20 protein-coding genes and 1 other annotated feature are annotated in these 24,408 nt (G+C 28.9%); of the genes, 3 read left to right on the top strand and 17 right to left on the bottom strand.

Annotated elements, in window-relative coordinates:
- Positions 1-81 precede the first annotated feature (81 nt).
- Together H8923_RS11915 and H8923_RS11910 are read right to left on the bottom strand one after the other, a co-directional pair.
- The gene (locus tag H8923_RS11915) at positions 82-1,224 is read right to left on the bottom strand and encodes a tetratricopeptide repeat protein (protein WP_153971911.1); all 1,143 of its coding nucleotides are present in this window, start codon (positions 1,222-1,224) and stop codon (positions 82-84) included.
- Positions 1,225-1,233: 9 nt separating this feature from the next.
- Positions 1,234-2,988, bottom strand: coding sequence for a B12-binding domain-containing radical SAM protein (locus H8923_RS11910; protein WP_153971912.1), 1,755 nt, complete (start codon positions 2,986-2,988; stop codon positions 1,234-1,236).
- A gap of 159 nt (positions 2,989-3,147) precedes the next feature.
- Here H8923_RS11910 and H8923_RS11905 point away from each other — a divergent pair, with 159 nt between their 5' ends.
- Complete coding sequence (locus tag H8923_RS11905) at positions 3,148-3,348, top strand: hypothetical protein (RefSeq protein ID WP_153971913.1); 201 nt, start codon at positions 3,148-3,150, stop codon at positions 3,346-3,348.
- A gap of 2 nt (positions 3,349-3,350) precedes the next feature.
- Here H8923_RS11905 and H8923_RS11900 read toward each other — a convergent pair whose 3' ends face one another.
- The 4 genes from H8923_RS11900 to H8923_RS11885 all read right to left on the bottom strand — a co-directional run bounded on the left by H8923_RS11900 (position 3,351) and on the right by H8923_RS11885 (position 9,092).
- Positions 3,351-4,274, bottom strand: a complete 924-nt coding sequence (locus H8923_RS11900; protein ID WP_153971914.1) for a hypothetical protein — start codon at positions 4,272-4,274, stop codon at positions 3,351-3,353.
- A gap of 198 nt (positions 4,275-4,472) precedes the next feature.
- Entirely contained in the window at positions 4,473-6,173 is a 1,701-nt protein-coding gene (gene argS / locus H8923_RS11895; protein ID WP_153971915.1) for an arginine--tRNA ligase, read from the bottom strand.
- Positions 6,174-6,248: 75 nt separating this feature from the next.
- Positions 6,249-6,692, bottom strand: coding sequence for a DUF523 domain-containing protein (locus H8923_RS11890; protein WP_153971916.1), 444 nt, complete (start codon positions 6,690-6,692; stop codon positions 6,249-6,251).
- Between the two features lie 21 nt (positions 6,693-6,713).
- Complete coding sequence (locus H8923_RS11885) at positions 6,714-9,092, bottom strand: endonuclease MutS2 (RefSeq protein WP_153971917.1); 2,379 nt, start codon at positions 9,090-9,092, stop codon at positions 6,714-6,716.
- 176 nt (positions 9,093-9,268) lie between these two features.
- On the opposite strand from H8923_RS11885, the gene H8923_RS11880 reads away from it, so the two are divergent.
- Complete coding sequence (locus H8923_RS11880) at positions 9,269-10,714, top strand: aminoacyl-histidine dipeptidase (protein ID WP_153971918.1); 1,446 nt, start codon at positions 9,269-9,271, stop codon at positions 10,712-10,714.
- A 54-nt stretch (positions 10,715-10,768) separates the two neighbouring features.
- Here H8923_RS11880 and H8923_RS11875 read toward each other — a convergent pair whose 3' ends face one another.
- From H8923_RS11875 to infC, 11 genes are all read right to left on the bottom strand, one after another.
- Positions 10,769-11,164, bottom strand: coding sequence for a hypothetical protein (locus tag H8923_RS11875; RefSeq protein WP_153971919.1), 396 nt, complete (start codon positions 11,162-11,164; stop codon positions 10,769-10,771).
- 4 nt (positions 11,165-11,168) lie between these two features.
- A complete protein-coding gene (locus tag H8923_RS11870) occupies positions 11,169-13,580 on the bottom strand; it encodes a U32 family peptidase (protein ID WP_153971920.1) in 2,412 nt (803 codons plus the stop codon).
- Between the two features lie 135 nt (positions 13,581-13,715).
- A complete protein-coding gene (gene zapA / locus H8923_RS11865; protein ID WP_153971921.1) occupies positions 13,716-14,345 on the bottom strand; it encodes a cell division protein ZapA in 630 nt (209 codons plus the stop codon).
- Between the two features lie 23 nt (positions 14,346-14,368).
- Positions 14,369-16,759, bottom strand: a complete 2,391-nt coding sequence (pheT, locus tag H8923_RS11860) for a phenylalanine--tRNA ligase subunit beta (RefSeq protein WP_153971922.1) — start codon at positions 16,757-16,759, stop codon at positions 14,369-14,371.
- A 15-nt stretch (positions 16,760-16,774) separates the two neighbouring features.
- Positions 16,775-17,794 (bottom strand): phenylalanine--tRNA ligase subunit alpha, encoded by a 1,020-nt coding sequence (gene pheS / locus H8923_RS11855; protein ID WP_187127933.1) that lies wholly within the window; start codon positions 17,792-17,794, stop codon positions 16,775-16,777.
- Between the two features lie 106 nt (positions 17,795-17,900).
- Positions 17,901-18,133, bottom strand: a binding site (T-box leader).
- A 62-nt stretch (positions 18,134-18,195) separates the two neighbouring features.
- Positions 18,196-18,993, bottom strand: coding sequence for a TrmH family RNA methyltransferase (locus tag H8923_RS11850; RefSeq protein ID WP_153971923.1), 798 nt, complete (start codon positions 18,991-18,993; stop codon positions 18,196-18,198).
- A gap of 2 nt (positions 18,994-18,995) precedes the next feature.
- The gene (locus tag H8923_RS11845) at positions 18,996-19,667 is read right to left on the bottom strand and encodes a potassium channel family protein (RefSeq protein WP_153971924.1); all 672 of its coding nucleotides are present in this window, start codon (positions 19,665-19,667) and stop codon (positions 18,996-18,998) included.
- A gap of 26 nt (positions 19,668-19,693) precedes the next feature.
- The gene (locus tag H8923_RS11840) at positions 19,694-21,070 is read right to left on the bottom strand and encodes a TrkH family potassium uptake protein (protein WP_243139949.1); all 1,377 of its coding nucleotides are present in this window, start codon (positions 21,068-21,070) and stop codon (positions 19,694-19,696) included.
- A gap of 276 nt (positions 21,071-21,346) precedes the next feature.
- Positions 21,347-21,703 carry a 50S ribosomal protein L20 gene (gene rplT, locus H8923_RS11835; protein WP_122639317.1) on the bottom strand — a complete coding sequence of 119 codons (357 nt, stop codon included), beginning with the start codon at positions 21,701-21,703 and terminating at the stop codon, positions 21,347-21,349.
- 59 nt (positions 21,704-21,762) lie between these two features.
- On the bottom strand, positions 21,763-21,957 hold the full coding sequence (gene rpmI / locus H8923_RS11830) for a 50S ribosomal protein L35 (RefSeq protein ID WP_147540771.1): 195 nt from the start codon (positions 21,955-21,957) through the stop codon (positions 21,763-21,765).
- Between the two features lie 27 nt (positions 21,958-21,984).
- Positions 21,985-22,476 (bottom strand): translation initiation factor IF-3, encoded by a 492-nt coding sequence (infC, locus tag H8923_RS11825; RefSeq protein ID WP_153971925.1) that lies wholly within the window; start codon positions 22,474-22,476, stop codon positions 21,985-21,987.
- A gap of 455 nt (positions 22,477-22,931) precedes the next feature.
- On the opposite strand from infC, the gene H8923_RS11820 reads away from it, so the two are divergent.
- Entirely contained in the window at positions 22,932-24,335 is a 1,404-nt protein-coding gene (locus H8923_RS11820; RefSeq protein WP_153971926.1) for an ATP-dependent metallopeptidase FtsH/Yme1/Tma family protein, read from the top strand.
- The last annotated feature ends 73 nt before the right edge of the window (positions 24,336-24,408 follow it).

Below are 24,408 nucleotides of genomic sequence, written 5' to 3'. Positions count from 1 at the left end.
ATTTCCATTATCTACTTTATTATAAATATAAATAAAATAGGTGTATCCTAAAATATACTTTAGGATACACCTATTTTGATTTTATCTATAATTATCTAACTCTCTCATACATGCCACTGTTATTTCATCTTCTGGGTTTAATTCATATGCTCTTTCAACATAATAAATTGCCTCATCTAGTTCACCATTGTTTAAGTATGCCATACCTAAGTTACATAGTATTTCTGGATCTTCTTTTATCTTTGCAGCTGTACTAAAATGCTCAATTGCTTTTTCTAAATTATAAGAAGCAGCTTCACAAAGCCCTAGCTCTACCATAGTATCAACTTGATGTGGTTTTAAGATTAATATCCTTTCAAAATATGATTTAGCTTCTTCTATTTCATTCATATGCTTATATGCTAAACCTATCATAAATAATAAATTCCACCAATCTGAATGTTCTGCTTCTAATGGCAATAATTTTTCTAAAGCTTCTTCACTTCTTCCTTGGAATACTAAGCTATAACCTTCTTCGTATTGTACTTTAAAGTCCATCTTTCCTATATTATCTTGTATCTCAGCTACTGTATCTTCATCTAAGCCTAAGTTTAAAGCTTCTTCCCATATAACTTTAGCTTTTATATATTGGCCTTGGTTATAATAGTGATATCCTAAATGATAATATGCTAATGCAAATCCTTCATCTAATGCTATAACTCTTTCTAACTTATCTAAAGCTTCAAGTAAGAAATTGTTCATTCCTTCATTATCAGAATCCTTTTGATATTGTTGGGCTAGCTCTTGGCATACTATTGCATAGTGATACATTCCTTCAATATCATCTGGATATTGACTTATAAGTGCCTTTAAGTATATTAAAGAATCTGTAGATTCTCCTATTTCAAAATACTTTCTAGACATGTATCCCATATATGCTCTTATATCTAAATTTATATTCTTTTCTAAAGCATCTAGAAACTTCTTGTACTCATCATTGTACTTGAAGTTGCTATCTATACCCATAATATATATCATAGCATCTGCTATAGACATAGAATTAATTCCTTCTTGAGCTGTATTTTCTTTTATTCCCTTTACAAGTACTTCATTCTTTATTGGAACATCTAATCCTTGATTTGGTATCTTGTACCCTTCTAATTTAAAGTCTCCATCATTTTTTATGGTTATGAAAGCTAATTCATCTGCTTTTTTTAATAAGTATTTTTCAATTCTAAAGTTCATATTAACCTCCTATATCACTACACTATATGATTTTGACTTTTCAAAAATCTTCTTATCATCATATACAAACAAAACTACATTTTCATTTTTAACTAGATTTCTATGTATATCTTCTTTCAACTCTAAAATATTAAAGTTAAATGGTTCAAAGTGAACGTATTTAATCATATGTTTAGCTGGTTTATTTTCAAATTTAGGTAAGTATTTAATTACATTGTCATTATCTTGTAAAAATACATGACATCTATTTTTAAAATCTTCCATTTCTCTTTTGTTAAAGAATTGTGGTAAATTAGATGTCTTACCTAACGATATGTAATCGTACTTTAGTATATCATTAAATAATTCATTATTCACATTTATTTTTTCATTATAGAAGTCTAATAATATATTGTATAATTGATTTTTACCTTGAGCCATATCAAAGTATCCATTATCATCAAAGTAAGTTGCAAAGTCTTCAAAGAATTTAAATGGACTTTCACTATAGAAATTCTTAATTATATATCTCATTGATAGTACAAAATTTTTCGAGTTATAGTATTTTTCTAATATCTCTTCTATATCTTTTAGTTTTAATATCTGAACATAACTTATATAATCATTATATAAAATTTCGTATGGAGCATAATCTTTGTATCTATATCCATGATTTTTTGCTGTATTTCTTATCCCTGTACCTTTTATCATCTTAAGAAAACCTAGTTGTAAATGTTCTATTCCTAAATTAAATACATCATTGAATGAATTTTCAAAGCTTGCATAATCTTCATAAGGAAGACCTGCAATTAAATCTAAGTGTTGATGTATATTTCTATAGGAAGCAACTTTTTGAACAACATAAGATAGCTTTTTAAAGTCATCTCTTCTTCCAACTGCATCTAAAGTTTTTTGATTCGTAGATTGAACTCCAATCTCAAATTGAAATAAACCTTCCTTACAATCTTTTAAGAATTCCAGCGTATCTTCATCTAATAAATGCGCTGTTACTTCAAAATGATATGTTGTGTAATCATTGTCATGTTCCATAAGGAACTTCATTATTTCTTGAGCAAACTTCTTGTTTGCATTAAAAGTTCTGTCAATAAATTTAATTTGAGATACTCTTGCATCAATTAATTGTTTCAAATCCTTTTTTACTCTATCAATACTAAAGTATCTTAGTCCCTTTAAAGTTGATGATAAACAATATTGACAATTAAAAGGACATCCTCTTGATGTTTCATAATAAACAATTCTATTTTCATATTCTTTTGGATCTAAATTTTCATATGGGCTAGGTATCTCATCTAAGTTTTGTAGTAAAGCTTTAGGATTGTTTACTATTACTTCATCATTATTTCTGTAAACTATCCCCTCTACATCTTCAATATTTTTTTTGCCTAATAAATATTCTACTAAGTCTCTAAAAACTAATTCTCCCTCGCCACATAATATATAATCTATAAAAGGATATTTTTCCATTGCTTCTGCACTATCGTAAGTTACTTCCGGACCACCTAGTGCTATTTTTATATTAGGGTTTACTTTTTTTAAGTTTTCACAAATTTTAGCCGTATCATATACATTCCATATATATGTAGAAAACAATACAACATCATAATTATTTCTATATATATCCTTCAAAATATAATCCAAATCATTATTTATTGTATACTCTCTTATATCTACTGGTAGTAAATCTCTTACAAATTCTTTTAGATATCTTATTGCCAAATTTGTATGAATAAACTTAGAGTTTAATGTGGTTAATAATATTTTCAAATATTTCACCTCTTTATCAATATTGTCTATATTTTATCTTGTATTTAAGTTAAAATAATTTATATAAACTATCATAATTCTACTTTTTAAAAGGGTTTTTATTGTTTTTTGTAGAATATTAGTTTATTAGTTACTATATATTTAGAAAGGAAGTTTATTATGGAATTAATCGACCAAGTATCTATCAATGCCTTATCAAAAAGGGATTTACTACTTATAATAAAAGCATTAGAGTTTACTAATGAAAATACAAACCTTAATGATTTTATTGAACTTAGAAATAGTATAGTAAAAGAGTTATGCTTCTTAACCAATACTACAGAAGAAGTTTTTATAGACTACCTAGAAGCTAATAACTAAATTTAAGATTTTTTAAATTTTAATACATAGATTCCAGATTTAGCTTTTATTTTCATACTAAGTATGTCTTCACTAAATTCTTTTGATATAACTTTTATTTGATTAAATATCGGGTCTATGTAAACGTCACCTTCATTTAATTTAATTAATTCTCGTGGATCAGATGTTCTGTTGTATATTTTTTTATTGATTTTATACGATCTTAATTTAGTGATGTACTCTGACATTGACGAAACAAAATCTATATTATCTATATTTAGGTGAATTTCATCTCCAAGTATAGATAGTATAGATTTTTTTATACTTTTAATTCCATCATTCTCTACATCTCTATCTTCTATATAAATATCATATAAAATATTTAAAATTGTAGATACTATTCTATTATCATCATAGTCTTCATTATTTTTATCTATAAATTTATCTATAGTTTGTAAAGCATTAATTCTACTCATCTGAAACTTAATCATTTGAGGTTTATCTAATTCTATAGATATACCTATTATTCTTTCTTTAATTCCTTTTAATAACTCTTCATAACTAATATTTTTATCATATACTAAACTGTGAATTATACTATTGTATATAACCGAACCTAATATATAATCAAAAATCTTTATTTCTTTTTTTAAATATTTAGCATATTTTTGAATTAACGATATAGCTTCATCTTGTGATCTATCGATATTTTTATTTGCAAGTACTGCCGGTAATATTAGATTTAAAATAGAATTGTAATTTGGTATTTCACCATAAAATCTATAATAAATTAACTCATCTTTTAAACGATTACTATCTATATATACATATCTATTTTTTCCATCATCAACTAAACATTTAGTATTTATAATCATTAAATTTCTAAGATTTTTATCATTTATGTCAAAGGCTGCTAAGTAGCATTTTTTTATTATATTATCCTTCATAAATATTATACTCCTCAGTAATACTATTTAATAATTAGTCTTATCAACTAATATATTTAATATACCTTGTCTTTCTTATATATCACCTCTAAGTATATTAAGATATAGGTTATATAACGTAGCGAAGGGCTGATATATAATTCTAGAAATTATATATCAGCCCGAGCGCCCCGGTTATAATCTATATTTTAACACCTATTACATTCTTTCTGGTGCATGCATTCCTAATAATTTAAGTCCATTTTCTAATGTTTGTCTAGTTGCCGCAACTAAAGCAAGTCTAGCTTTTCTTACTTCAACATCATCTACTAAGATTGGATTATCATGATAGAATTTGTTAAATGCTTGAGCTAAATCTAGTACAAATCTAGTTACTATATGTGGCTCATTTCTATTTAATGCAGATACTATATTTTTATTAAATGAAGCTATTGTTTTTAATACTTCTACACTATCTTCATTTGTTAATAATTCATAATTAATATCTGAAGTTACTTCTTCATTAGCCTTTCTTAATACTGCACAACATCTAGCATGAGTGTATTGAACATACGGTCCAGTCTCACCCTCAAAGCTTAATGTTCTTTCCCAAGAGAAAGTATAGTCTTTGATTCTACTGTTAGATAACTCTTGGAACACTACAGCTCCAACCCCTACTTGCTTAGCTATCGTGTCTACATTTTTAGCATCTGGGTTTTTAGCTAACATTGTTTCTTTTGTTTTTTCTATAGCTTGTTTTAAAACATCTTCTAAGAATACTACTCTACCTTTTCTAGTAGACATAGTTCCTTCTTCTAGTGCAACCATTCCAAATGGAACATGTATTAAATCTTTAGCCCACTCAAATCCTACAAGTTCTAAAACTTTAAATAATTGTTGGAAGTGTAATGCTTGTTGAGATCCAACTACATATATACACTTATCAAAGTTGTAAGTGTTCTTTCTATATACTGCTGCTGCTAAATCTCTAGTCATATATAAAGTAGAACCATCATTTTTTGTTATTAATGCAGGTGGCATATTATATGCTTCTAAATCAACTACATTAGTTCCTTGAGATTCTTGTAATAATCCTTTTTCTTTTATAGTCTCTATTACAGTATCCATCTTATCAGAGTAGAAACTTTCTCCATTGTAAGAATCAAATTGTATATCTAATAAATCATAAACTCTAGCAAATTCTTTTAAACTTTCATCTCTAAACCATTGCCATAATTCTTTAGCTTCTGGATCTCCATTTTCTAACTTTGTAAACCAAGCTCTTGCTTCATCTTCCATTTCTGGCTTTTCTTCAGCTTCATCATGGAATCTTATGTATAACTTTAATAATTCTGGTATTGGGTTAGATTCTACAGTTTCTTTATCTCCCCATAACTTAAATGCTACTATAAGTTTTCCGAACTGAGTCCCATAGTCACCTAAGTGATTTACTCTTACAGTATCATATCCTTGAGAGTCATATATTTTGTATAAAGCATTACCTATAACTGTAGTTCTTATGTGACCTATATGGAAAGGCTTTGCTATATTAGGAGATGAAAAATCTATTACTACAGTTTTACCATCTCCCATTTTTCCATGTCCGTATGCATCTTTTTGAGTTAATACATCATTTATAACATTATTAGCTAATTGAGATTTGTTAACAAAGAAGTTTACGTATCCGCCCATTGGCATAACTTTCGATATATCTCCCTTAGCTTCTATAGTTTCTGATAAATCACTTGCTATCATGTTAGGAGCTTTTCTAAATACCTTTGCTAGTTTGAAACATGGGAAAGCATAGTCACCCATATCTTTATTTGGTGGTATTTCTATAAGTCCTAATATTTCTTCTAAAGATAAATCTTCTATCTTTTCTTTAAGGCAATTTGCTATTGCTACCTTGAAATCTTGCATGTCATTGCTCCTCTCTCTTTCTCTTATCTTCTTATGGTAAATCAAATCTTAAGTTTTTTCAAGATGTTTGATTTATTATAAGTCTTTTTCACTAATTACTTTTATATTATTGTCTCTAAGTAATTTAGTTGTTACTCCTTCACCTATAACTTTATTGCCTGTAAAACTTCCATCATATATAAAATTAGAACCACAAGAAGGACTTCCATCCTTTAATATAGCTTCTTTGCAATTATAAATTTTGGCAATTTTTAAGGTTTCATTCGCACCTTTTATAAAGTTTTCAGTGACATCTACATTTTTATTACTTATGATTTTATAATTTTCATTTATAATTCCATCTTTATCACATTTAACTATTTCAGAAGGATTCCTTGGTGTTGTTAATCCTCCTAGTTGTTCTGGACATGCAATTACAAATGCTTTATTTTTTAAATACTCTTTTACCTTAGCATTATCATTGCTAGACCCGTTATATTTACAGTCTATTCCTAATAGACATGCTGATACTAAAATCATATTAATCTCTCCTTAATAACTTTATTTTAATACCGCTATTGTGACACCTGCTCCACCTTCACCGTACTGACCAGGTCTTTGAGATTTAACATGTTTATTCTTCTTAAGTACTTCTTGAATTCCTGATTTAAGAACGCCTGTACCTATACCATGTATTATTGTAACATATTCTAATCCTGCTACACAGGCATCATCTAAATATTTATCAACTTCCATTATTGCTTCTTCTAAGTTCATACCTCTTAGGTCTACTTCACTCTTAACTCTACCTGATTTTGATTTTATTATGCTTCTAGTTCCCTTAGTTACAGTAGTCTTTACATCTGCCTTTGCTTTTTGCAACGACTTGAATGGTAAGGTCATTTTCATTATACCTATTTGGACTACTGCTTCTTTCTTTCTTTCATCAACTGAAACTACACTTCCATTTTGATTTAAAGTTATTACCTTAACTTCATCTCCAGGTTTTAAATTTTTAATTTCTTTAGTTGCAACCTTTGGAATTATCATACTTTCAACAGATGGCTGAAGAGCACCCATAGAACTAGATAATTCTTTTCTAAGTGCTTCAATCTTACGATTCTTTTCTTTAGAAGCTATTTCATTTTCCATTTGTCTAAGTTCTTTTATTATATTATCAACTTCTTCTTTAGCACCTCTAGTAATTCTAAATGCCTCAGACTTAGCTTGTTCTATTAATTTATCCCTTTGAGATGTTATTTTAGCTAATCTCTCATCATATTCTTGTTTAACTTTTTCTATCTCTACCTTTAATTTTTCAGCCTCTTCTCTTTCTTCTATTGCTTTAAGTCTACTTTTCTCAGCTTCTTGAATAACATCTTCCAATTCTATATTACTATCATCTATAAATTCTCTCGCTCTTGATATTATATAATCACTTAATCCTAATTTTTTAGATATTTCAAATGCATTTGATTTACCTGGTATTCCCATAAGTAATCTATATGTAGGACTTAAAGTGTCTACATCAAACTCAACTGCAGCATTTTCTACACCTTCTTTTGTTAGTGCATAATTTTTTAATTCAGTATAGTGAGTTGTTGCTATACATTTTGCTCCCGCCATTTTTACGTCTTCTAATATAGCGATTGCTAGAGATGCTCCTTCAATAGGGTCAGTTCCCGCACCTAATTCATCAAATATTACTAAAGAATTTTCTGTTACATCTTTTAATATAGAAACTATATTTGTCATATGAGATGAGAAAGTAGATAAACTTTGCTCTATACTTTGTTCATCACCAATATCTGCAAATACATTATCAAATACACACATGCTACTTCCATAGTTTGCAGGTATATGAAGACCACTTTGTGTCATAAGAGCAAATAGTCCTACTGTCTTTATAGTTACTGTTTTACCACCTGTGTTTGGACCTGTTATTAACAATGTATGGAAATCTCTGCCTAGATAAATATCATTTGCAACTACAGTTTCTGCATCTAATAAAGGATGTCTCCCAGCTTTTATATTTATAAATTTGTCTTCATTTAAGTTCGGTTCTACTGCCTTCATAGCTATGGATAGTTTCCCTTTAGCAAATGCAAAATCCAACTTACCTAGTATTTCTTGGTTAGAAATAATATCATGGCTAATTTCACCTACAAGTGCAGATAACTCAGCTAGTATTCTTTCTATTTCTTCTTGTTCTTTTAATCTTAATTGTCTTAATTCATTATTCATATCAACAATACTCATAGGCTCTATGAATAAAGTTGCTCCTGATGATGATTGATCATGAATAATTCCAGAAACATAAGATCTATACTCTGCTTTTACAGGAACTACAAATCTATCTCCTCTTACAGATATAATTGCATCTTGTAAATATTTTTGATATGTAGTTGATGAAATTATAGAATTTAACTTAGATCTTATAGATTGATTCTTTTGTACAATTCTTCTTCTTATATCTCTAAGTTCTGAAGACGCATTATCTGATATTTCTATTTCACTTACTATCGCATTGTAAATTTTATCTTCTACATCTCTATATACATATAATGAATTTGATAATCCTTGAATTACAGGGTAATTAAATTCTTCTTCTTCACTACTTGCTAACGTATTTTTTAGATTTCTAGCAACTCTTAGAGTATCTGCTATTTTTATTAAACTTCCCGGGTCTAAAGATGCTCCAATTTCCGCTCTTTTTGCTTTATCTTCAACATCATGTATACCATTTAGACCTAATGATCCTCTTTTTAAAAGTATACCTTGAGCTTGACTAGTTTCTTCTAACATATATCTAACTTCTTCATAGTCTGAACTTGGAGTTAAATTTTCTATATATTTTAAACCTAAAGAAGATGAAACTTTTGTCTTTAATATGTCAACGATTTTATTAAACTCTAAAACTCTTAATGATTTTTGATTCATACTTCCTCCTTTTATTACTCTAGTTTATATTGTTTATTTTATGTACATTTGTATTATACTATTTATATAGCTATTTATATATTATACATAAACATACATTATTTGTAGTGTATTTTTTTAATTATTAACTTAAAATAGCTGTTTTAATACTATTTTACTAAAAGGAGATTATGTTAATGGAAAAAGTTTTAGAGGGGCTACAGCCTAAACTTGTTTTTAAGTATTTCGAAGAAATCTCTCAAATACCTAGAGGTTCTGGAAATGAAAAAGGAATAAGTGATTTTCTTTATAATTTCGGTAATTCTTTAAATTTAGAAACAATCCAAGATGAACATTTAAATATTATTATTAGAAAACCTGCAACTAAAGGTTATGAAAATGCGCCTTGCGTTATGCTTCAAGGACATATGGATATGGTTTGCGAGAAAAATAAAGATACTGATCACGATTTCACTAAAGATCCTATAAAATTAAGAATAGAAGATGGTATGATTTATGCTACTGGTACTACTTTAGGTGCTGACAATGGTATTGCTGTTGCTATGGGTATGGCGGTTCTTGCTGATAATACTATTGAACATCCTGAAATAGAGTTCTTAGTTACTGTTGATGAAGAAGCTGGTATGAGTGGAGCTATGAATTTAGATGGAAAAAATTTAAAATCTAAATATATATTAAACTTAGATTCAGAAGAGGAAGGTTATATATTAGTTAGTTGTGCTGGTGGTGCTACTGCTATATCTACTTTACCAGTTGAATATAGTGAAGTATCAAAAGATAAAGTTGCTTTATTAGTTGATATAAAAGGACTACTTGGCGGCCACTCTGGAATGGATATAATCAAACAAAGAGCTAACTCTAATAAATTATTAGGTAGATTATTAAACTTACTAAAGGTTGATTTCGATTTAGCTAAGGTTAGCGGTGGTTCAAAAAATAATGCTATTCCTCGTGAGTCTGAGTGCATAATCGTAGTTAATAGAAATGCTGTTGAAGATGTTAAAAATCAAATATCTGAAATTGAAAAAGTATTTAAACATGAGTTTAGAACCTCTGATCCAGGTCTTGTAATAGAGGTTTCAGATACTAAAATTGATAAAGTATTTACTTCTGAATTTAAAGATAAAGTAATAAAAATGTATAACTTAATGCCTAACGGAATTCAAACTATGAGTATGGACATAGAAGGTTTAGTAGAAAGTTCTACAAACTTAGGAGTTGTAATAAATAGTGATACTGAAGTTCTATTTGAAAGTGCAGTCAGAAGTTCAGTTAGCTCCTTAAAAGATGATATTTTAAATAAAATGGATTTATTAACTGACTCTTTAAATGGTAATTTTAGAGTTGAAAGTGCTTATCCTGCTTGGGAGTATGCTAAGGGATCTCAACTTGAAAAAATAGCTGTTGATACTTATGAGAAGCTAACTGGTAAGAAACCTATAATTATGGCTATTCATGCTGGTCTTGAGTGTGGTTTATTATTAGATAAAATGCCTGGGGCTGAAGCTATTTCTTTAGGTCCTGATATGTTTGATGTTCACACTCCTAATGAACATTTAGATATACAGTCTACTGAAAATACTTGGAATTACTTACTAGCAATCTTAAAGTCTATTCACTAGTATTTCAAAATAAAAATAACGGATATTTTTATCCGTTATTTTTATTGATTATATTTAATCTTCTACTAATTCGCCTGTATATTTGTTAATTTTATAAATACCTAGACTTATCATATGATCACCATCATCTGTTATACTCAAATCTTCTGTTGATAATTCCTCTTCGGTATGAGTATGTTCTTCTGAAGTTCCTATATTAACATTCACATCAATAATATAGTAATTACCTTCTTCTTTAAAATCATTCTCAGTATTTACAATATCTTTACCAAACTCTGCTTCTAATATTTTTTTTGCGCTTTCTTTTGATATCGGATTTAAATCCTCTGCTTTCTTCTCAACAAAATTTTTATGATCATTACTTTTTAAAGATAAATTATTTAATGCTATTGTAAATATCACTACTATTGTTATTAACGAAAACACAGTAATTATTATATTTTTCTTCATTATCTTATTCTACACCTTTATAATAATGTGCTGATGTCGTTCCTATTTGATCTAAATAATTATATAGTTTAGTTGCCTTTGAACCCATTCTGTAATTATTATTTAATACTTCAATATGTGCTTCTATTACTTCCTTAACAACTTGTTCACTTTCATGTGTAAAGTCTAGTCTGAATACATCTATTCCAGATTTGCTTACTTCTTCTAAATTATCTAATATACACGTTATATTTGAATTATAAATTGTACTTCTGCAGAATATATCCTGAGATATTCTAAACATATCTCCTTTAAAATTCTTCAATGCATATATGCTTTGATTACATTTTGCTGCTCTTTTATCTTTTTTACAATCTCTAACTAAAACACCCATAGGACAGTATTCCGTTACCATCATAGTTGCAAATCCATATACTACAGCTTCTACTTCTATGTCTGTATATTTTAATGTTTCTTTTATTTCATTTAAATTCAGTTCTTGTGATATACATAATGAAGTAGCTCCTTCACTTTTAAAATGATTCATAGTTTCACTGTTAAATGCATTTAAGTAATAATCTATACTTAAATTTTTTCCTTTAAAGTAATCCATAGCTCCTAGAGTACCAACCTGAACATTTTTTAAATTTAATTTTTTAGCTTTTTCTAAATGCTTATACTCTTTATTTCTTATTATTCTTGGAGATGAGTAAATAACTTTCTTATTATACTTTATTCCCATTTCTAATGCCTTATCTAATGTTATTATATCTTCATAATAAACAGAATCTATATCACACTCTAATGCAGCTTTTAGTTGCTCTAGATTTTTTACCTTTACTCTTATTTTTTTATCTATAGCCTTATATGCTATAATTGGCTTATATTCTATTTTTTCTGATTTATAATTTCTATTTTTTATTTTTATTCGTTCTTCATTTAATAGCTCTATACAATCTCTTCTCATTTGATTAAGTATACTTATAGGTAAACTTACACCTTCATCAAGTGTTGTCCTTATACTATTTAATTCATATGGAGTGTTTCCTAACTTTTGAATCTGAGATTCTACCTTTTCTTTACTTAAGGCTACCTTCATTGCTTCTTCTACAACTTTGTCTCCTTCAATAGATACTTTATTTCCTTTTAAATCTATTAGAGTAAGTACTGGTTTTTCATTTAATCTAATAACTAACTCAGCATTAATAGGGCTTTTCACTAGTTCCTTATCTTGTTGGAACGTACTTTGGACTCTATCCATCAACTCACTATCTGATGTTTTAAATACCACCTGATGTCTTCTAGCTTCTCCAACAAAATCTAGTTCAATTACATCTCCTCTATGAGCTATAGTAGTTATTTCTCCATCTTTTATAATCCTACCTATAGTCCCCCCACCTAAGTTTATTCCATCACCTTTTTTAAGAGTATTTTCTAATCTTATTTTCAATCTCTTAGCTCTTTTATTAAAATCTAAAACTTTACCTATATATAAACCTTGGTTATTAGGTATTTCAGAATTCATTACATCTTTTCCTACTTCTCCTAATATTAAACCTTTTGTGAACTTTCTATTAAATATAGTATATAAATCACTTATCGTTTCATTCGAAACATTTATCTTATTCTTTTCTAAATAATTATCAACAGTTTTTCTATAACTACTAATTACAGTAGCAACATATTCTGGTCTTTTCATTCTTCCTTCTATTTTTAAAGAATGTACTCCCGCATCGATTACTTTATCTATATCCTCTATAGTATTTAAATCTCTAGGGCTTAATAAATAATCCCCATTGCTATTTATAATTTCTCCTGTGTGTATATCTATAAGTTCATATTTTTGTCTGCATGGTTGAGCACATCTACCTCTATTGCCTGATCTATTTCCTATCATACTACTCATTAAACATTGTCCTGAGTAACATACGCATAATGCTCCATGAACAAATACTTCTATATCAACATTTGTGTTGTCACAAATGTATTTTATTTCTTCTACATTTAGCTCTCTTGCTAATACAACTCTATCAAATCCCGCATTTTCAAGATACTTTACATCTTCTAAAGAGTGAGCCACCATTTGAGTACTAGCATGAAGTTCAAAGTCTGGTAATAATCTTTTAACTAACTTTGCTATACCTATATCTTGAAGTATTATTGCATCTACATCTATATCATATAAAAATTTAGCATATTCTACAAAACTTTCTATTTCTTCCTGCTTAATTAAAGTATTTGCTGTAACGAAAACTTGTACATCTCTAATATGAGCATATTTTACAGCCTCTTTTAATTCATCTCTATCAAAATTGTTTGCTGATGCTCTTGCACTAAAATCTTTTCCACCTAAGTAAACAGCATTCGCTCCATTTTGAACAGCTGCTTTTAAAGCTTCAAAAGATCCAACAGGTGCTAATAATTCTATGTCTTTCATATTCATCCTCCTTCAAGGAATATTCTTTAATATTTAATACAATAAATCTATATACCCATTATTTTTAACTTCAAATATCAAAAGGGATGTCTTCTAAATGATTTTAGTCATTTTGAGACACCCCCTAATTATTAACTATATTGTAGCTCTCAGATATTTAAGCTCATTTTCTAGCTCAGTATATTTTAACTGTAATTTATAAGCCTTATTTTGGAATTCTGATGATAAACTTTCAGCAATCTTAGCTCTTTCTTCTGCAGCTTTAAGTAAATCTTCTAAATCTTCTATTTCCGATTTATAACTTTCAACTTCTGATTTTGAACCTACTGTAGACATACTTAGGTTATTTATTTCAGTTTCCTTAGATTCTAATTCCTTACTTTTATCTTCAAGTAACTTGTTTAGTTCATCAATCTTAGCCTTAGCCTCAGATACTTCTTTATCTCTACTGTCTAATTGAAGCTGTAATTTTTTTATCTCTAACTTAAGTCCTTCATCTGTTTGATCTACTTTTCGTCTTAATTCATCATTTTCTTTAGCTAAATCACTACTATAATCATCACATTCAAATAGTTGATCTGTAATATTTATAGCAGTTACAATCCCAGCCATAACTGTACTTAATTTAGGGTTACTTTCTATAACCTTCGTCATTTCTTGATCAACGTAGTTAGCTACTTTTATCATTTCATGTGCAGGCTTATCTCCGACCATAGGATATTCTGCACCCTGAATTTTTACAATTACTTTGTTAACATTGTTCATACTAATCCCCCTATACAGATGAGTTAGTTTGATCTTAAATTTGCATTTAACTTTTCTGCTAATTCTTTTAATATTACGTCATGCACTTTAGCCACATCTTCATCTGTTAATGTTTTTTCTTTACTTCTATAAGTTATAGAATACGCTATAGACTTATAACCTTCCTCTATTTGTGCACCTTTATATACGTCAAATAACTTATAATCTTCTACAAGACCAGCACCATTAGTCTTTATTATATCTTCTATATCCTTCACATATACTTCATCCTTAACTATTAAAGCTATATCTCTTGAAGTAGATGGAAACTTTGGTAATGGACTATAAACTATATTAGTACTTGAGTTTTCAAATATTATATCAAGATCTAACTCTGCTATATAAACTCTTTGACCTAAACCGTAGTTTTCTATTACATTTGGATGTAATTCTCCAAATGTACCTACATATATTCCATTATACTCTATTTTAGCACATCTTCCTGGATGGAATGTTGAATTATTTTTTTCTGGTATTATTTCGTAATCTTTAAATCCAACATTTTTAGCTATTGTTTCTATTGCACCTTTTAATGTAAAGAAATCTACCTCTTTACCATACATTCCTATACATACATGGTTATGTTCCTGAGGTAATCCATTTTGCGGTGTAAATGTATGTCCACATTCAAATGCATATGCTCTATCTACTTTACGAGATATATTTGTATATAATACATCAAGCATACTAGGCATCATTGTAGTTCTCATTACTGAAGTTTCTTCACCTAATGGATTTATAAGAGTTACAAAGTTTCTCTTTGGATCATTTTCTGGAAGTTGTATCTTATCCACACCTCTTGGGCTTACAAATGAATATGTTAATATCTCATTTAATCCTATAGAAGTTGCAGTATTTTTTACATTATCCATGAATTTTTGTTTTGATGTTTTTACTCCAGCAGTCGCATTTCCTTCTAATTGAGCTGAAGGTATATTTTCAAATCCATATATTCTAGCTATTTCTTCAAATACATCTGCTTCCTGCTCCATATCTAATCTAAAGCTTGGAACTTCTATTTCTAATTTTTCACTAGATACTAAGTTACACTTAAATTCTAATGATTCTAATATTCCTACAAATTGATCCATAGGTACATCTACACCTAATAATTTGTTTATTCTTTGCGGATTAACAACTAATACTTTAGTTTCTGGCTTAGTTGGATATACATCAACGATTCCTTTATCAACAGTTCCACAACCTAATAATTCTATTAACTGAGCAGCTCTATTTACAGCCTCTTCAGCAAGATTTGTATCTATACCTTTTTCGTATCTTCCTGATGCTTCTGTTCTAAGACCTAATTTCTTAGAAGTCGCTCTTATGTTCTCTTGCTTAAAGCTTGCACCTTCTAATAAAACTTCTGTAGTATTCTCATCTATTTCAGAATTAAGTCCACCCATAACACCTGCTAATGCTAAAGATTTTTCACCATCAGTTATAACTAACATATCTTTATCTAAAGTTCTTTCAACTTCATCTAAAGTAGTGAATTTTTCTCCTTCTTGAGCATTTCTAACAACTATCTTACCAGTACTTAATTTACTTAAATCAAATGCATGAAGAGGTTGTCCAAGTTCTAACATTACGTAATTAGTTATATCTACTATGTTACTTATTGGTCTAACACCAGCTTCTATAAGTTTTCTTTGCATCCAGTATGGAGATGGACCTATTTTTACATTTTTAACTGTTCTTGCACAGTATCTTTTACAAAGATCTTCATTTTCTATTTTTATATCGAAGTCTATATCTTGTCCTTCTTCTTTTACAACTATTTCTGGATACTTTAATTTAGAGTTTATAGTTACAGCAGCTTCTCTAGCTATACCTATCATAGATCTACAGTCTGGTCTATTAGATGTTAATTCAAACTCTATTAAAGCATCATTTATTCCCATAACTTCTTTTACATCTTTTCCTAATTCATAAGACTCTTCGTGATCTAATATGTATATTCCATTCTTTTTATGTTCAGCTACGAAGTGTTCATCTATTCCTAATTCTTCGGCAGAGCACATCATACCTTCTGAAAGCTCTCCTCTTAATTTACCTTTTTTTATTTTTATTCCACCAGGTAACTTAGCTCCTATTCTTGCAACCGGTATATAATCACCTACTGATACATTCTTAGCTCCAGTTACTATTTGTATAACTTCACTTCCTACATCAACCTTAGTTACAACTAACTTATCAGCATTTGGATGTTGTTCTATTTCTAGTATTTTACCAACAACAACATTTTCTATTTCTTCTCCGTAGAAATCTACTTTTTCCACCTTAGTTCCTGTCATAGTCATTCTATCAGCAAACTCTTTAGTGTCCATATCTATATCGACATAGTCTCTAAGCCATTTTAAAGATACTAACATATATTTACCTCCTAATTAAAATTGATTTAAGAATCTCATATCATTTTCGAATAATAATCTTATATCATCTATTTCATACTTAAGCATACCTATTCTCTCTACACCCATACCGAATGCAAATCCACTGTATACTTCTGGATCTATTCCACAGTTTCTAAGTACATTTGGATGAACCATACCAGCTCCTAATATTTCTATCCATCCTTCTTGTTTACACATTGCACATCCTTCTCCACCACACTTAAAGCATGTAACATCAACCTCTGCACTTGGCTCTGTGAATGGGAAGTTATGTGGTCTAAACTTAGTTTTAGTTTCTTCTCCAAATAGTTTCTTAACAAAGTTATCTAAAGTTCCTTTAAGTTGTGCCATTGTCACATCCTTACCAACAACTAACCCTTCTATTTGATGGAACATTGGTGAATGTGTAGCATCTGGAGAGTCAAATCTAAAACATCTACCTGGAGATATTACCTTTATTGGTAAATCATTATTCTTCATAGTTCTAACTTGAACTGGAGATGTTTGAGTTCTAAGTAATAATTCACTATTTATGTAGAATGTATCACTCATATCTCTTGATGGATGGTCCTTTGGAGCATTTAATGCATCAAAGTTATTTTCTATTGTTTCAACTTCTGGACCTTCTGCTATTGAGAATCCAAGTCCCATGAATATTTCTGAAACTTCATCTATTATTTTAGTTATAGGATGTTTCTTACCTACCGTAAATACTTTACCTGGCATAGTAACATCTATAATTTCACTAGCTAATTGTTTTTCCTTTTCTATTGCCTTTATTTCTTCTTTTTTAGTATTTATTCCACCTTCTATTGCTTCTCTTACAACATTAGCAACCTTACCTATTACTGGTCTTTCTTCTGCTGATAGCTTACCCATTTCTTTCATAATAGCAGTTAATTGACCTTTTTTTCCTGAGTACTTTACTCTTAAGCTTTCTAATTCCTCTATAGTAGAAGCTTCTTGTATTTCACCTAAAGCGATATCTTTTAGATTAAGTAATTTTTCTTGCACTATTTATCACCCTTTCATTATTGTTATAAGTATTAATAATTATAATTTATCTATAAAATATATACTTTATAATCATTTTTAGTATTAAAAAAACCCTTCATCCCTATCTAGGGACGAAAGGTTATAATTTCGCGGTACCACCCTAGTAGCTTAGGAATAAAAAATTCACTAAACCACCTCGTATAAACTTAACGCGTTTTAACGTTAAAGCTTACTATTAATTTCAGCTTTAATACTCCAGAGTGAACTTCTTTTAAACACTTAGAAAGTACTTTCAGCCAAGGTACTTCTCTCTACACTAAGTTAATTTAAAATACTTTTCTCTTTCAATGTATTTAAATTATATTTATTATTGTCATGATATAATATTATAACATATCCATATATATGCTTACAATATTCTATACTAAAGATTTCTTTATCTCATACATTAATATAGCAGAGCTAATTGCAGCATTTAAAGATTCTGCATTCCCATATATAGGTATTTTAACTAGTGTATCTGATTCTTCTATCAATTCATCATTTACTCCATTTGCTTCATTACCTATAACTAAAGCTACTTTATCTTTGTAGCTAACAGTATTATAATAGTTGTCTGTATTTAAATAGCTAGATACAATTTCAAATCCTTTTTCTTTAAGTACTCTAAGCGTATCTTCTTGATTTGATTGAATTATATTCATATCAAATATAGATCCCATAGTGGAACGTATAACCTTTGGATTATATATATCTACACATCCTTTTAGGTTTATTATAGCATCCACCCCTGCCGCATCAGCAGTTCTAATTATAGTACCCATATTGCCAGGATCTTGTATTCTATCTAAAATCAATACAAATTTATGCGAATCATTAATATTATTATCTATATATCTATTTTTAAAACCTACAACTGCTAAAATTCCCTGAGTATTTTCTGTATCTACTAATTCTTTAAAAATCTTATTTGTAGTTTTATATATTTTCACATTCTTTTCCTTAAGAATCTTAAGAAAATCTAAATGTTCTTTTTTATTCTCAAATTCTTCATTTATGAATACATAGTCTAAATTTGCTTTACATTCTATAGCTAAAGTTAATATTCTATATCCCTCTATTATAAACTTTCCTTCTTTTGTTCTACCTTTAGTTTTTAATAATGATTTTGTATACTTAATTTTTTCATTATCCTTACTACTTATCATTATAGACATTACTACCTTCTCCTAATTAAATCCTTATTTTCTGAAGCTATTGCACTTATGCTATTATTTTGACCTATTACTACTAAAATACTGCCTGCTTTAAGCTCCTCTTGAGGAGATGGAGTCACATTTATACTCTTTCCTGTTTTTATTGCAAGAACAGTTATCTCATATTTAGCTCTTAAATCTAATTCTATTAATGTTTTCCCAACCCATTTATTAGGTGTAACTATCTCAACTATTGAGTATTCTGGGTCTAATTCTATATGGTCTAGTATATTATCTGAAACTAAGTTATGAGCAACTCTTACTCCCATATCTCTTTCAGGGAATACGACTCTATCCGCTCCAATCTTGTAAAGAACTTTAGCTTGTAACTCATCCTTTGCTTTGCATACAATGTGAGGAACTCCCATTTCTTTAGCTATAAGCGTTGCCATTATAGATGCTCTAATATCTGATCCTATAGCAACTATTGCTACATCAAAGTTGCCTAACCCTAATGATCTTAAAGCAACTTCATCAGTCACATCTACTATAGCAGCATGAGTAACTTTATCAGATATATTTTGAATTATTTCTTCACCTTTATCTATAGCCATAACTTGATGACCTAAAAGATGCATTGTAGTGGCCACTGATGCGCCAAATCTTCCACAACCAATAACTATATATTGTTTCATAATATTTACCTCTCAATATGTATAATTTATCCTACTATTATCTTTCCTTCTGGGTATCTAACTGGAGGTTTTTTTCTAGCTCCTTTTGAAAGTAATGCAACAAATATAGTCAGAGATCCAACTCTTCCTATAAACATAGCTATCATTACTACAACTTTCCCCATTGTTGTTAAATTTGGACTTCCTCCTATACTTAAACCTACAGTAGCAATTGCTGATACTATTTCAAATCCACATTCAACTAAAGTAAATCCTTCGTCTGTAAGCGATAATGCCAAAGTTCCAAAAACCACAAGTGCTGTAGCTATAAAGAATATACCTATAGCCTTAGTAATAGTTCCACCACTAATCCTTCTCTCATATACTTCTATGTCACCTTTTCCAGATATGAAACTTCTTACAGTTATTACTAAAGATGCTAGTGTTGTCGTCTTTATACCTCCACCTGTAGATGCTGGTGATGCTCCAATAAACATAAGTATCATCATTACGAATAAACTACTTTCTTTTATTAAAGTTAAATCTATTGTATTAAATCCAGCAGTTCTAGTTGTTACCGATTGGAAGAAAGATGCAAGTAATTTTCCTGGAAAACTTAATGTACCTAACGTTTTTGGATTATTAAACTCCACCACAAATATAAATATACTTCCTATCCCTATAAGAATAGCTGTCGTAACTATTACAATTTTTGAATGCATATTTAATCTAGATGCTTTTTTTGTTCTTATTACATCTAACATTACAGGGAATCCTATCCCACCTAATATTATAAGTGCTGATATAGTCATTACAATCATGAAATTATCTACATAGGATGTCAATGATGTAAATGGTCCACTTACAGAACCCATTAAATCAAATCCTGCGTTACAAAAGGCAGATATTGCATGGAATATACTATACCATATACCTCTTCCTAGTCCAAATTGAGGAATAAAAGTAAAAGATAATAAAATCGCTCCAATTCCCTCTATTAAAAATGTTATTAAAATCACATATCTAGTCAGCTTTACCATACCAGATAAATCTTTTTGATTTAAAGATTCTTGAATTAAAAGTCTTTCTCTTAAATTAATTTTTTTCTTAGTTAAAAGCGCAAACATAGTCGCTATAGTCATAAATCCTAGTCCACCAATTTGTATTAATGTTATAATTACTATTTGACCAAAATGACTCCAATATGTAGCTGTATCTACAACAACTAATCCTGTAACACATACTGCAGATGTTGCAGTAAATAAAGCATCTAATAATCCAATACTTTCTCCACTTTTAGTTGCCATTGGAAGATTCAGTAAGAATGCTCCAAATAAAACTACAGCTGCAAATCCTATAACCATTACCTTCGCAGGATCCATACTATTTAGGTAATTAATAATCTTCTTTAATGCTGACTTCAATTTTTTAGACCTCCTTGTATATGTAAGCCTTTATAGCCATTATTTTATTATATTCCAAATTTTAATTAAAAACAATAATAGGAGGATTTCATTTCATAACACTTAAATTCCTTATATACTATTATACACATTTCTTTGCAATAATCTCTATTTTAATACAAAAAATCAAATTCAGATAATAATATAAATTCTTTTTGATTTAACATAGAATTGTTTAGTTTTACATAAAAAAAAACAGTGAACTAAATATTAGTTCACTGTTTCTTTATCGTATAATTAAGCTAATTTTGATTTAGCAACTTCTACTAATTGAGCGAATCCTTGAGGATCTTGTATAGCCATTTCAGATAACATTTTTCTGTTAACTTCAACACCTGCTAATTTTAATCCGTTCATGAATCTTGAGTAAGATAATCCGTGCATTCTAGTAGCAGCGTTTATTCTTTGTATCCAAAGTTTTCTGAAGTCTCTCTTCTTTAACTTTCTACCTATATATGCGTTCTTTAATGCTTTCATTACGAAAGTGTTTGCTGGTCTATATAATTTGCTTCTAGATCCTATGAATCCTTTTGCAAGTTTTAATACTTTTTTATGCTTTTTACGAGCGTTCATAGCTTTTTTAACTCTTGCCATCGTCGTGACCTCCTTTAATAATCTTTAATGTTTATCTATTTTTTGTCTTATGTTTAATCTTAGTATGGTAATAATTGTGCTATTCTTCTAGCATCACCTTCACTAACTATTGCAGCTTTTCTTAAGTTCATCTTAGTTTTAGCATTTTTCTTAGTTAGTATATGTCTTTTGAAAGCTTTAGCTCTCTTAAGTTTTCCAGTTCCTGTTTTCTTGAATCTTTTAGCAGCACCTCTATGAGTTTTCATTTTAGGCATGATAAATTCCTCCTCTCAGTTAATTATCTATTTTTTTGGATCTATAATTACAACCATATTATTCCCTTCAAATGCAGGGGCTTTTGTTGGTTCTCCAAACTCTTTTACTATATCTATAAACTTAATCATTACTTCTTTACCAATATCTTTATGACCTAATTCTCTACCTCTAAATCTAAGTTCAACTTTAACTTTATCTCCTTTTTTAAGGAACTTTATAGCATTATTAGCTTTAGTTTGTAAATCATTAGACTCGATACCTGGTCTAAGTCTTATTTCTTTAACTGTTATTGTCTTTTGGTTTTTTCTAGCTTCTTTTTCTTTTCTAGCTTGTTCGTATTTATATTTTCCATAATCCATTATTTTGCAAACTGGTGGATTAGCATTTGGTGATATTTTCACTAAATCTAAGTTCTTATTGTTTGCTAATACTTGAGCTTCTTTTGATGACATTATTCCAAGTTGCTCTCCAGTTTCTGAGATAACTCTTATTTCTTTATCTCTTATTTGATCATTCATTGATAATTCTTTGCTAATGGTAGGACACCTCCAAAATTTTATATAAATAAAAAGCGGATGATAATATAATCATCCGCTAATATAAGTCATAATAATCATAACCTATACATTTTCTAATGTTTTAGGTTAAACTTATATTTACCTTACTAACTTTCGTTGCAAGGTGAGAAGCGGACTTCTTCTTTGTTTTTCTTAACTACTTCATATAATATACTATATATATTTTAGCCTGTCAAGAATATATTTATATTTTTTATTTTTTTTTAATAATTATTATAACTTACTATATTATATTATTATTTTTTATTTAATGAGTAATTATTTATGTAATTTGTGGCTATACTTAAAAATATCTCACAAATAAATTATTTATGGAAAATTTTAAATAATAAATATTAGTAACTATGGTAAATATAAAATAAATTAATAATTTTTATTATCCGAGGTGTATGGCTATGAAAATGTTGAATAATTTCTTAAAAAAATTTAATAATCCTGTCCCAGTATTTGCACAAACGAAAATAGAAAAAGAGACACAAAATGAAGATGCTAGTAGTACTAAGCCAAAGACTACATTTATAGATGTGGCCGGACTTGATGAAGTTAAAGAAGAGCTTTTTGAAATTGTTGATTTCATGAAAAATCCAGATAAATATAAAAAAATGGGAGCTAAAATTCCAAAAGGAGTATTATTCTATGGACCTCCTGGCACTGGAAAAACTCTTCTAGCATCAGCAGTAGCCGGAGAAACTAATTCTTCATTTTTTAATGTGACTGGTTCTGAATTCGTAGAGAAATATGTTGGGGTCGGTGCAAAACGCGTTAGAACCTTATTTGAAAAAGCCAGAAAAGAAGCACCTAGTATCATTTTTATTGATGAAATAGATGCTATTGGAGCAAAAAGACACTTAGAGAGTAATAATGAAAAAGATCAGACATTAAATCAACTATTAGTTGAAATGGATGGTTTTAATAAAGATTCTAATGTAATAATCGTTGGAGCAACAAATAGACTTGATTTATTAGATGAAGCATTACTTAGACCTGGAAGATTTGACAGACATATTCATATTGGTTCACCTAATTTTCATACTAGACATGAAATCTTGAAGGTTCATACTAATAATAAACCTCTTGATCCCTCTGTTGATTTAGAGCTTTTAGCTAAAAAAACTCATGGATTTAATGGTGCTCATTTATCTAATATTGCTAATGAAGCTGCAATATTTGCTGTAAGAGACAACAGTCCTATAATAACTGCTGTTCACTTTGATAAGGCTTTAGAAAGAGTTATTGCTGGATTAGAGTCTAAAAATTCTACTCTTATAGAAAAAGAAAAAGAGATAGTTTCTTATCATGAAGCTGGTCATGCTTTAGTTAGCAACATCTTAGGTATTTGCCCTATACAAAAAATATCTATAGTACCTAGAGGGGAAGCTTTAGGTTATGTTCTTCAGCTTCCAGATGAAGATAGATATATTTATACTAAAGAAGAATTAATAGGAAAAATAAAAATCCTTTTAGCAGGAAAGGCTTCTGAGGAAATAATTTTTAACCATAAATCTACTGGTGCTAAAGATGACTTAAAAAAGGTAACAGATATTGCTAATCAAATGGTTTGCGAATATGGTATGAGCGAATTAGGATTCATGACTATTGACGGCAATGTAAAAACATTCTTATCTGAACAGGTTCAAAAAGAAGCTAATAATATTGTTCAAAATTGTTATAAAGATACTTTAGATTTATTAAGAAATAACTTAAATGATTTACATATAGTTTCAAAACATCTTTTCGAAAACGAAACTATGACTCATGAGGAATTAAAATCTTTAATAAGAAAAGAAATTGTTAATTAAATACTACTAAGTATATGATTAAGAGCAATATTTTTTATATTCAGTATTATATAAAAAATTATTCAAATAAAAA

Source organism: Romboutsia faecis, from assembly GCF_014323405.1.
GTDB lineage: Bacteria > Bacillota > Clostridia > Peptostreptococcales > Peptostreptococcaceae > Romboutsia_E > Romboutsia_E faecis.
This window is presented reverse-complemented; position numbering and strand designations above follow the sequence as displayed.

Excerpts from the sequence above, each read along its gene's own strand:
- H8923_RS11875 (WP_153971919.1), bottom strand. The coding sequence starts at position 11,164 with ATGAAGAAAAATATAATAATTACTGTGTTTTCGTTAATAACAATAGTA.
- H8923_RS11820 (WP_153971926.1), top strand. The coding sequence starts at position 22,932 with ATGAAAATGTTGAATAATTTCTTAAAAAAATTTAATAATCCTGTCCCA.
- rplT (WP_122639317.1), bottom strand. The coding sequence starts at position 21,703 with ATGGCAAGAGTTAAAAAAGCTATGAACGCTCGTAAAAAGCATAAAAAA.
- H8923_RS11900 (WP_153971914.1), bottom strand. The coding sequence starts at position 4,274 with ATGAAGGATAATATAATAAAAAAATGCTACTTAGCAGCCTTTGACATA.
- argS (WP_153971915.1), bottom strand. The coding sequence starts at position 6,173 with ATGCAAGATTTCAAGGTAGCAATAGCAAATTGCCTTAAAGAAAAGATA.
- H8923_RS11915 (WP_153971911.1), bottom strand. The coding sequence starts at position 1,224 with ATGAACTTTAGAATTGAAAAATACTTATTAAAAAAAGCAGATGAATTA.
- zapA (WP_153971921.1), bottom strand. The coding sequence starts at position 14,345 with ATGAACAATGTTAACAAAGTAATTGTAAAAATTCAGGGTGCAGAATAT.
- H8923_RS11905 (WP_153971913.1), top strand. The coding sequence starts at position 3,148 with ATGGAATTAATCGACCAAGTATCTATCAATGCCTTATCAAAAAGGGAT.
- H8923_RS11890 (WP_153971916.1), bottom strand. The coding sequence starts at position 6,692 with ATGATTTTAGTATCAGCATGTCTATTAGGAATAGACTGTAAATATAAC.
- H8923_RS11885 (WP_153971917.1), bottom strand. The coding sequence starts at position 9,092 with ATGAATCAAAAATCATTAAGAGTTTTAGAGTTTAATAAAATCGTTGAC.
- rpmI (WP_147540771.1), bottom strand. The coding sequence starts at position 21,957 with ATGCCTAAAATGAAAACTCATAGAGGTGCTGCTAAAAGATTCAAGAAA.
- H8923_RS11845 (WP_153971924.1), bottom strand. The coding sequence starts at position 19,667 with ATGAAACAATATATAGTTATTGGTTGTGGAAGATTTGGCGCATCAGTG.
- H8923_RS11880 (WP_153971918.1), top strand. The coding sequence starts at position 9,269 with ATGGAAAAAGTTTTAGAGGGGCTACAGCCTAAACTTGTTTTTAAGTAT.
- pheT (WP_153971922.1), bottom strand. The coding sequence starts at position 16,759 with ATGTTAGTATCTTTAAAATGGCTTAGAGACTATGTCGATATAGATATG.
- H8923_RS11850 (WP_153971923.1), bottom strand. The coding sequence starts at position 18,993 with ATGTCTATAATGATAAGTAGTAAGGATAATGAAAAAATTAAGTATACA.
- infC (WP_153971925.1), bottom strand. The coding sequence starts at position 22,476 with ATGAATGATCAAATAAGAGATAAAGAAATAAGAGTTATCTCAGAAACT.
- H8923_RS11870 (WP_153971920.1), bottom strand. The coding sequence starts at position 13,580 with ATGAAAGACATAGAATTATTAGCACCTGTTGGATCTTTTGAAGCTTTA.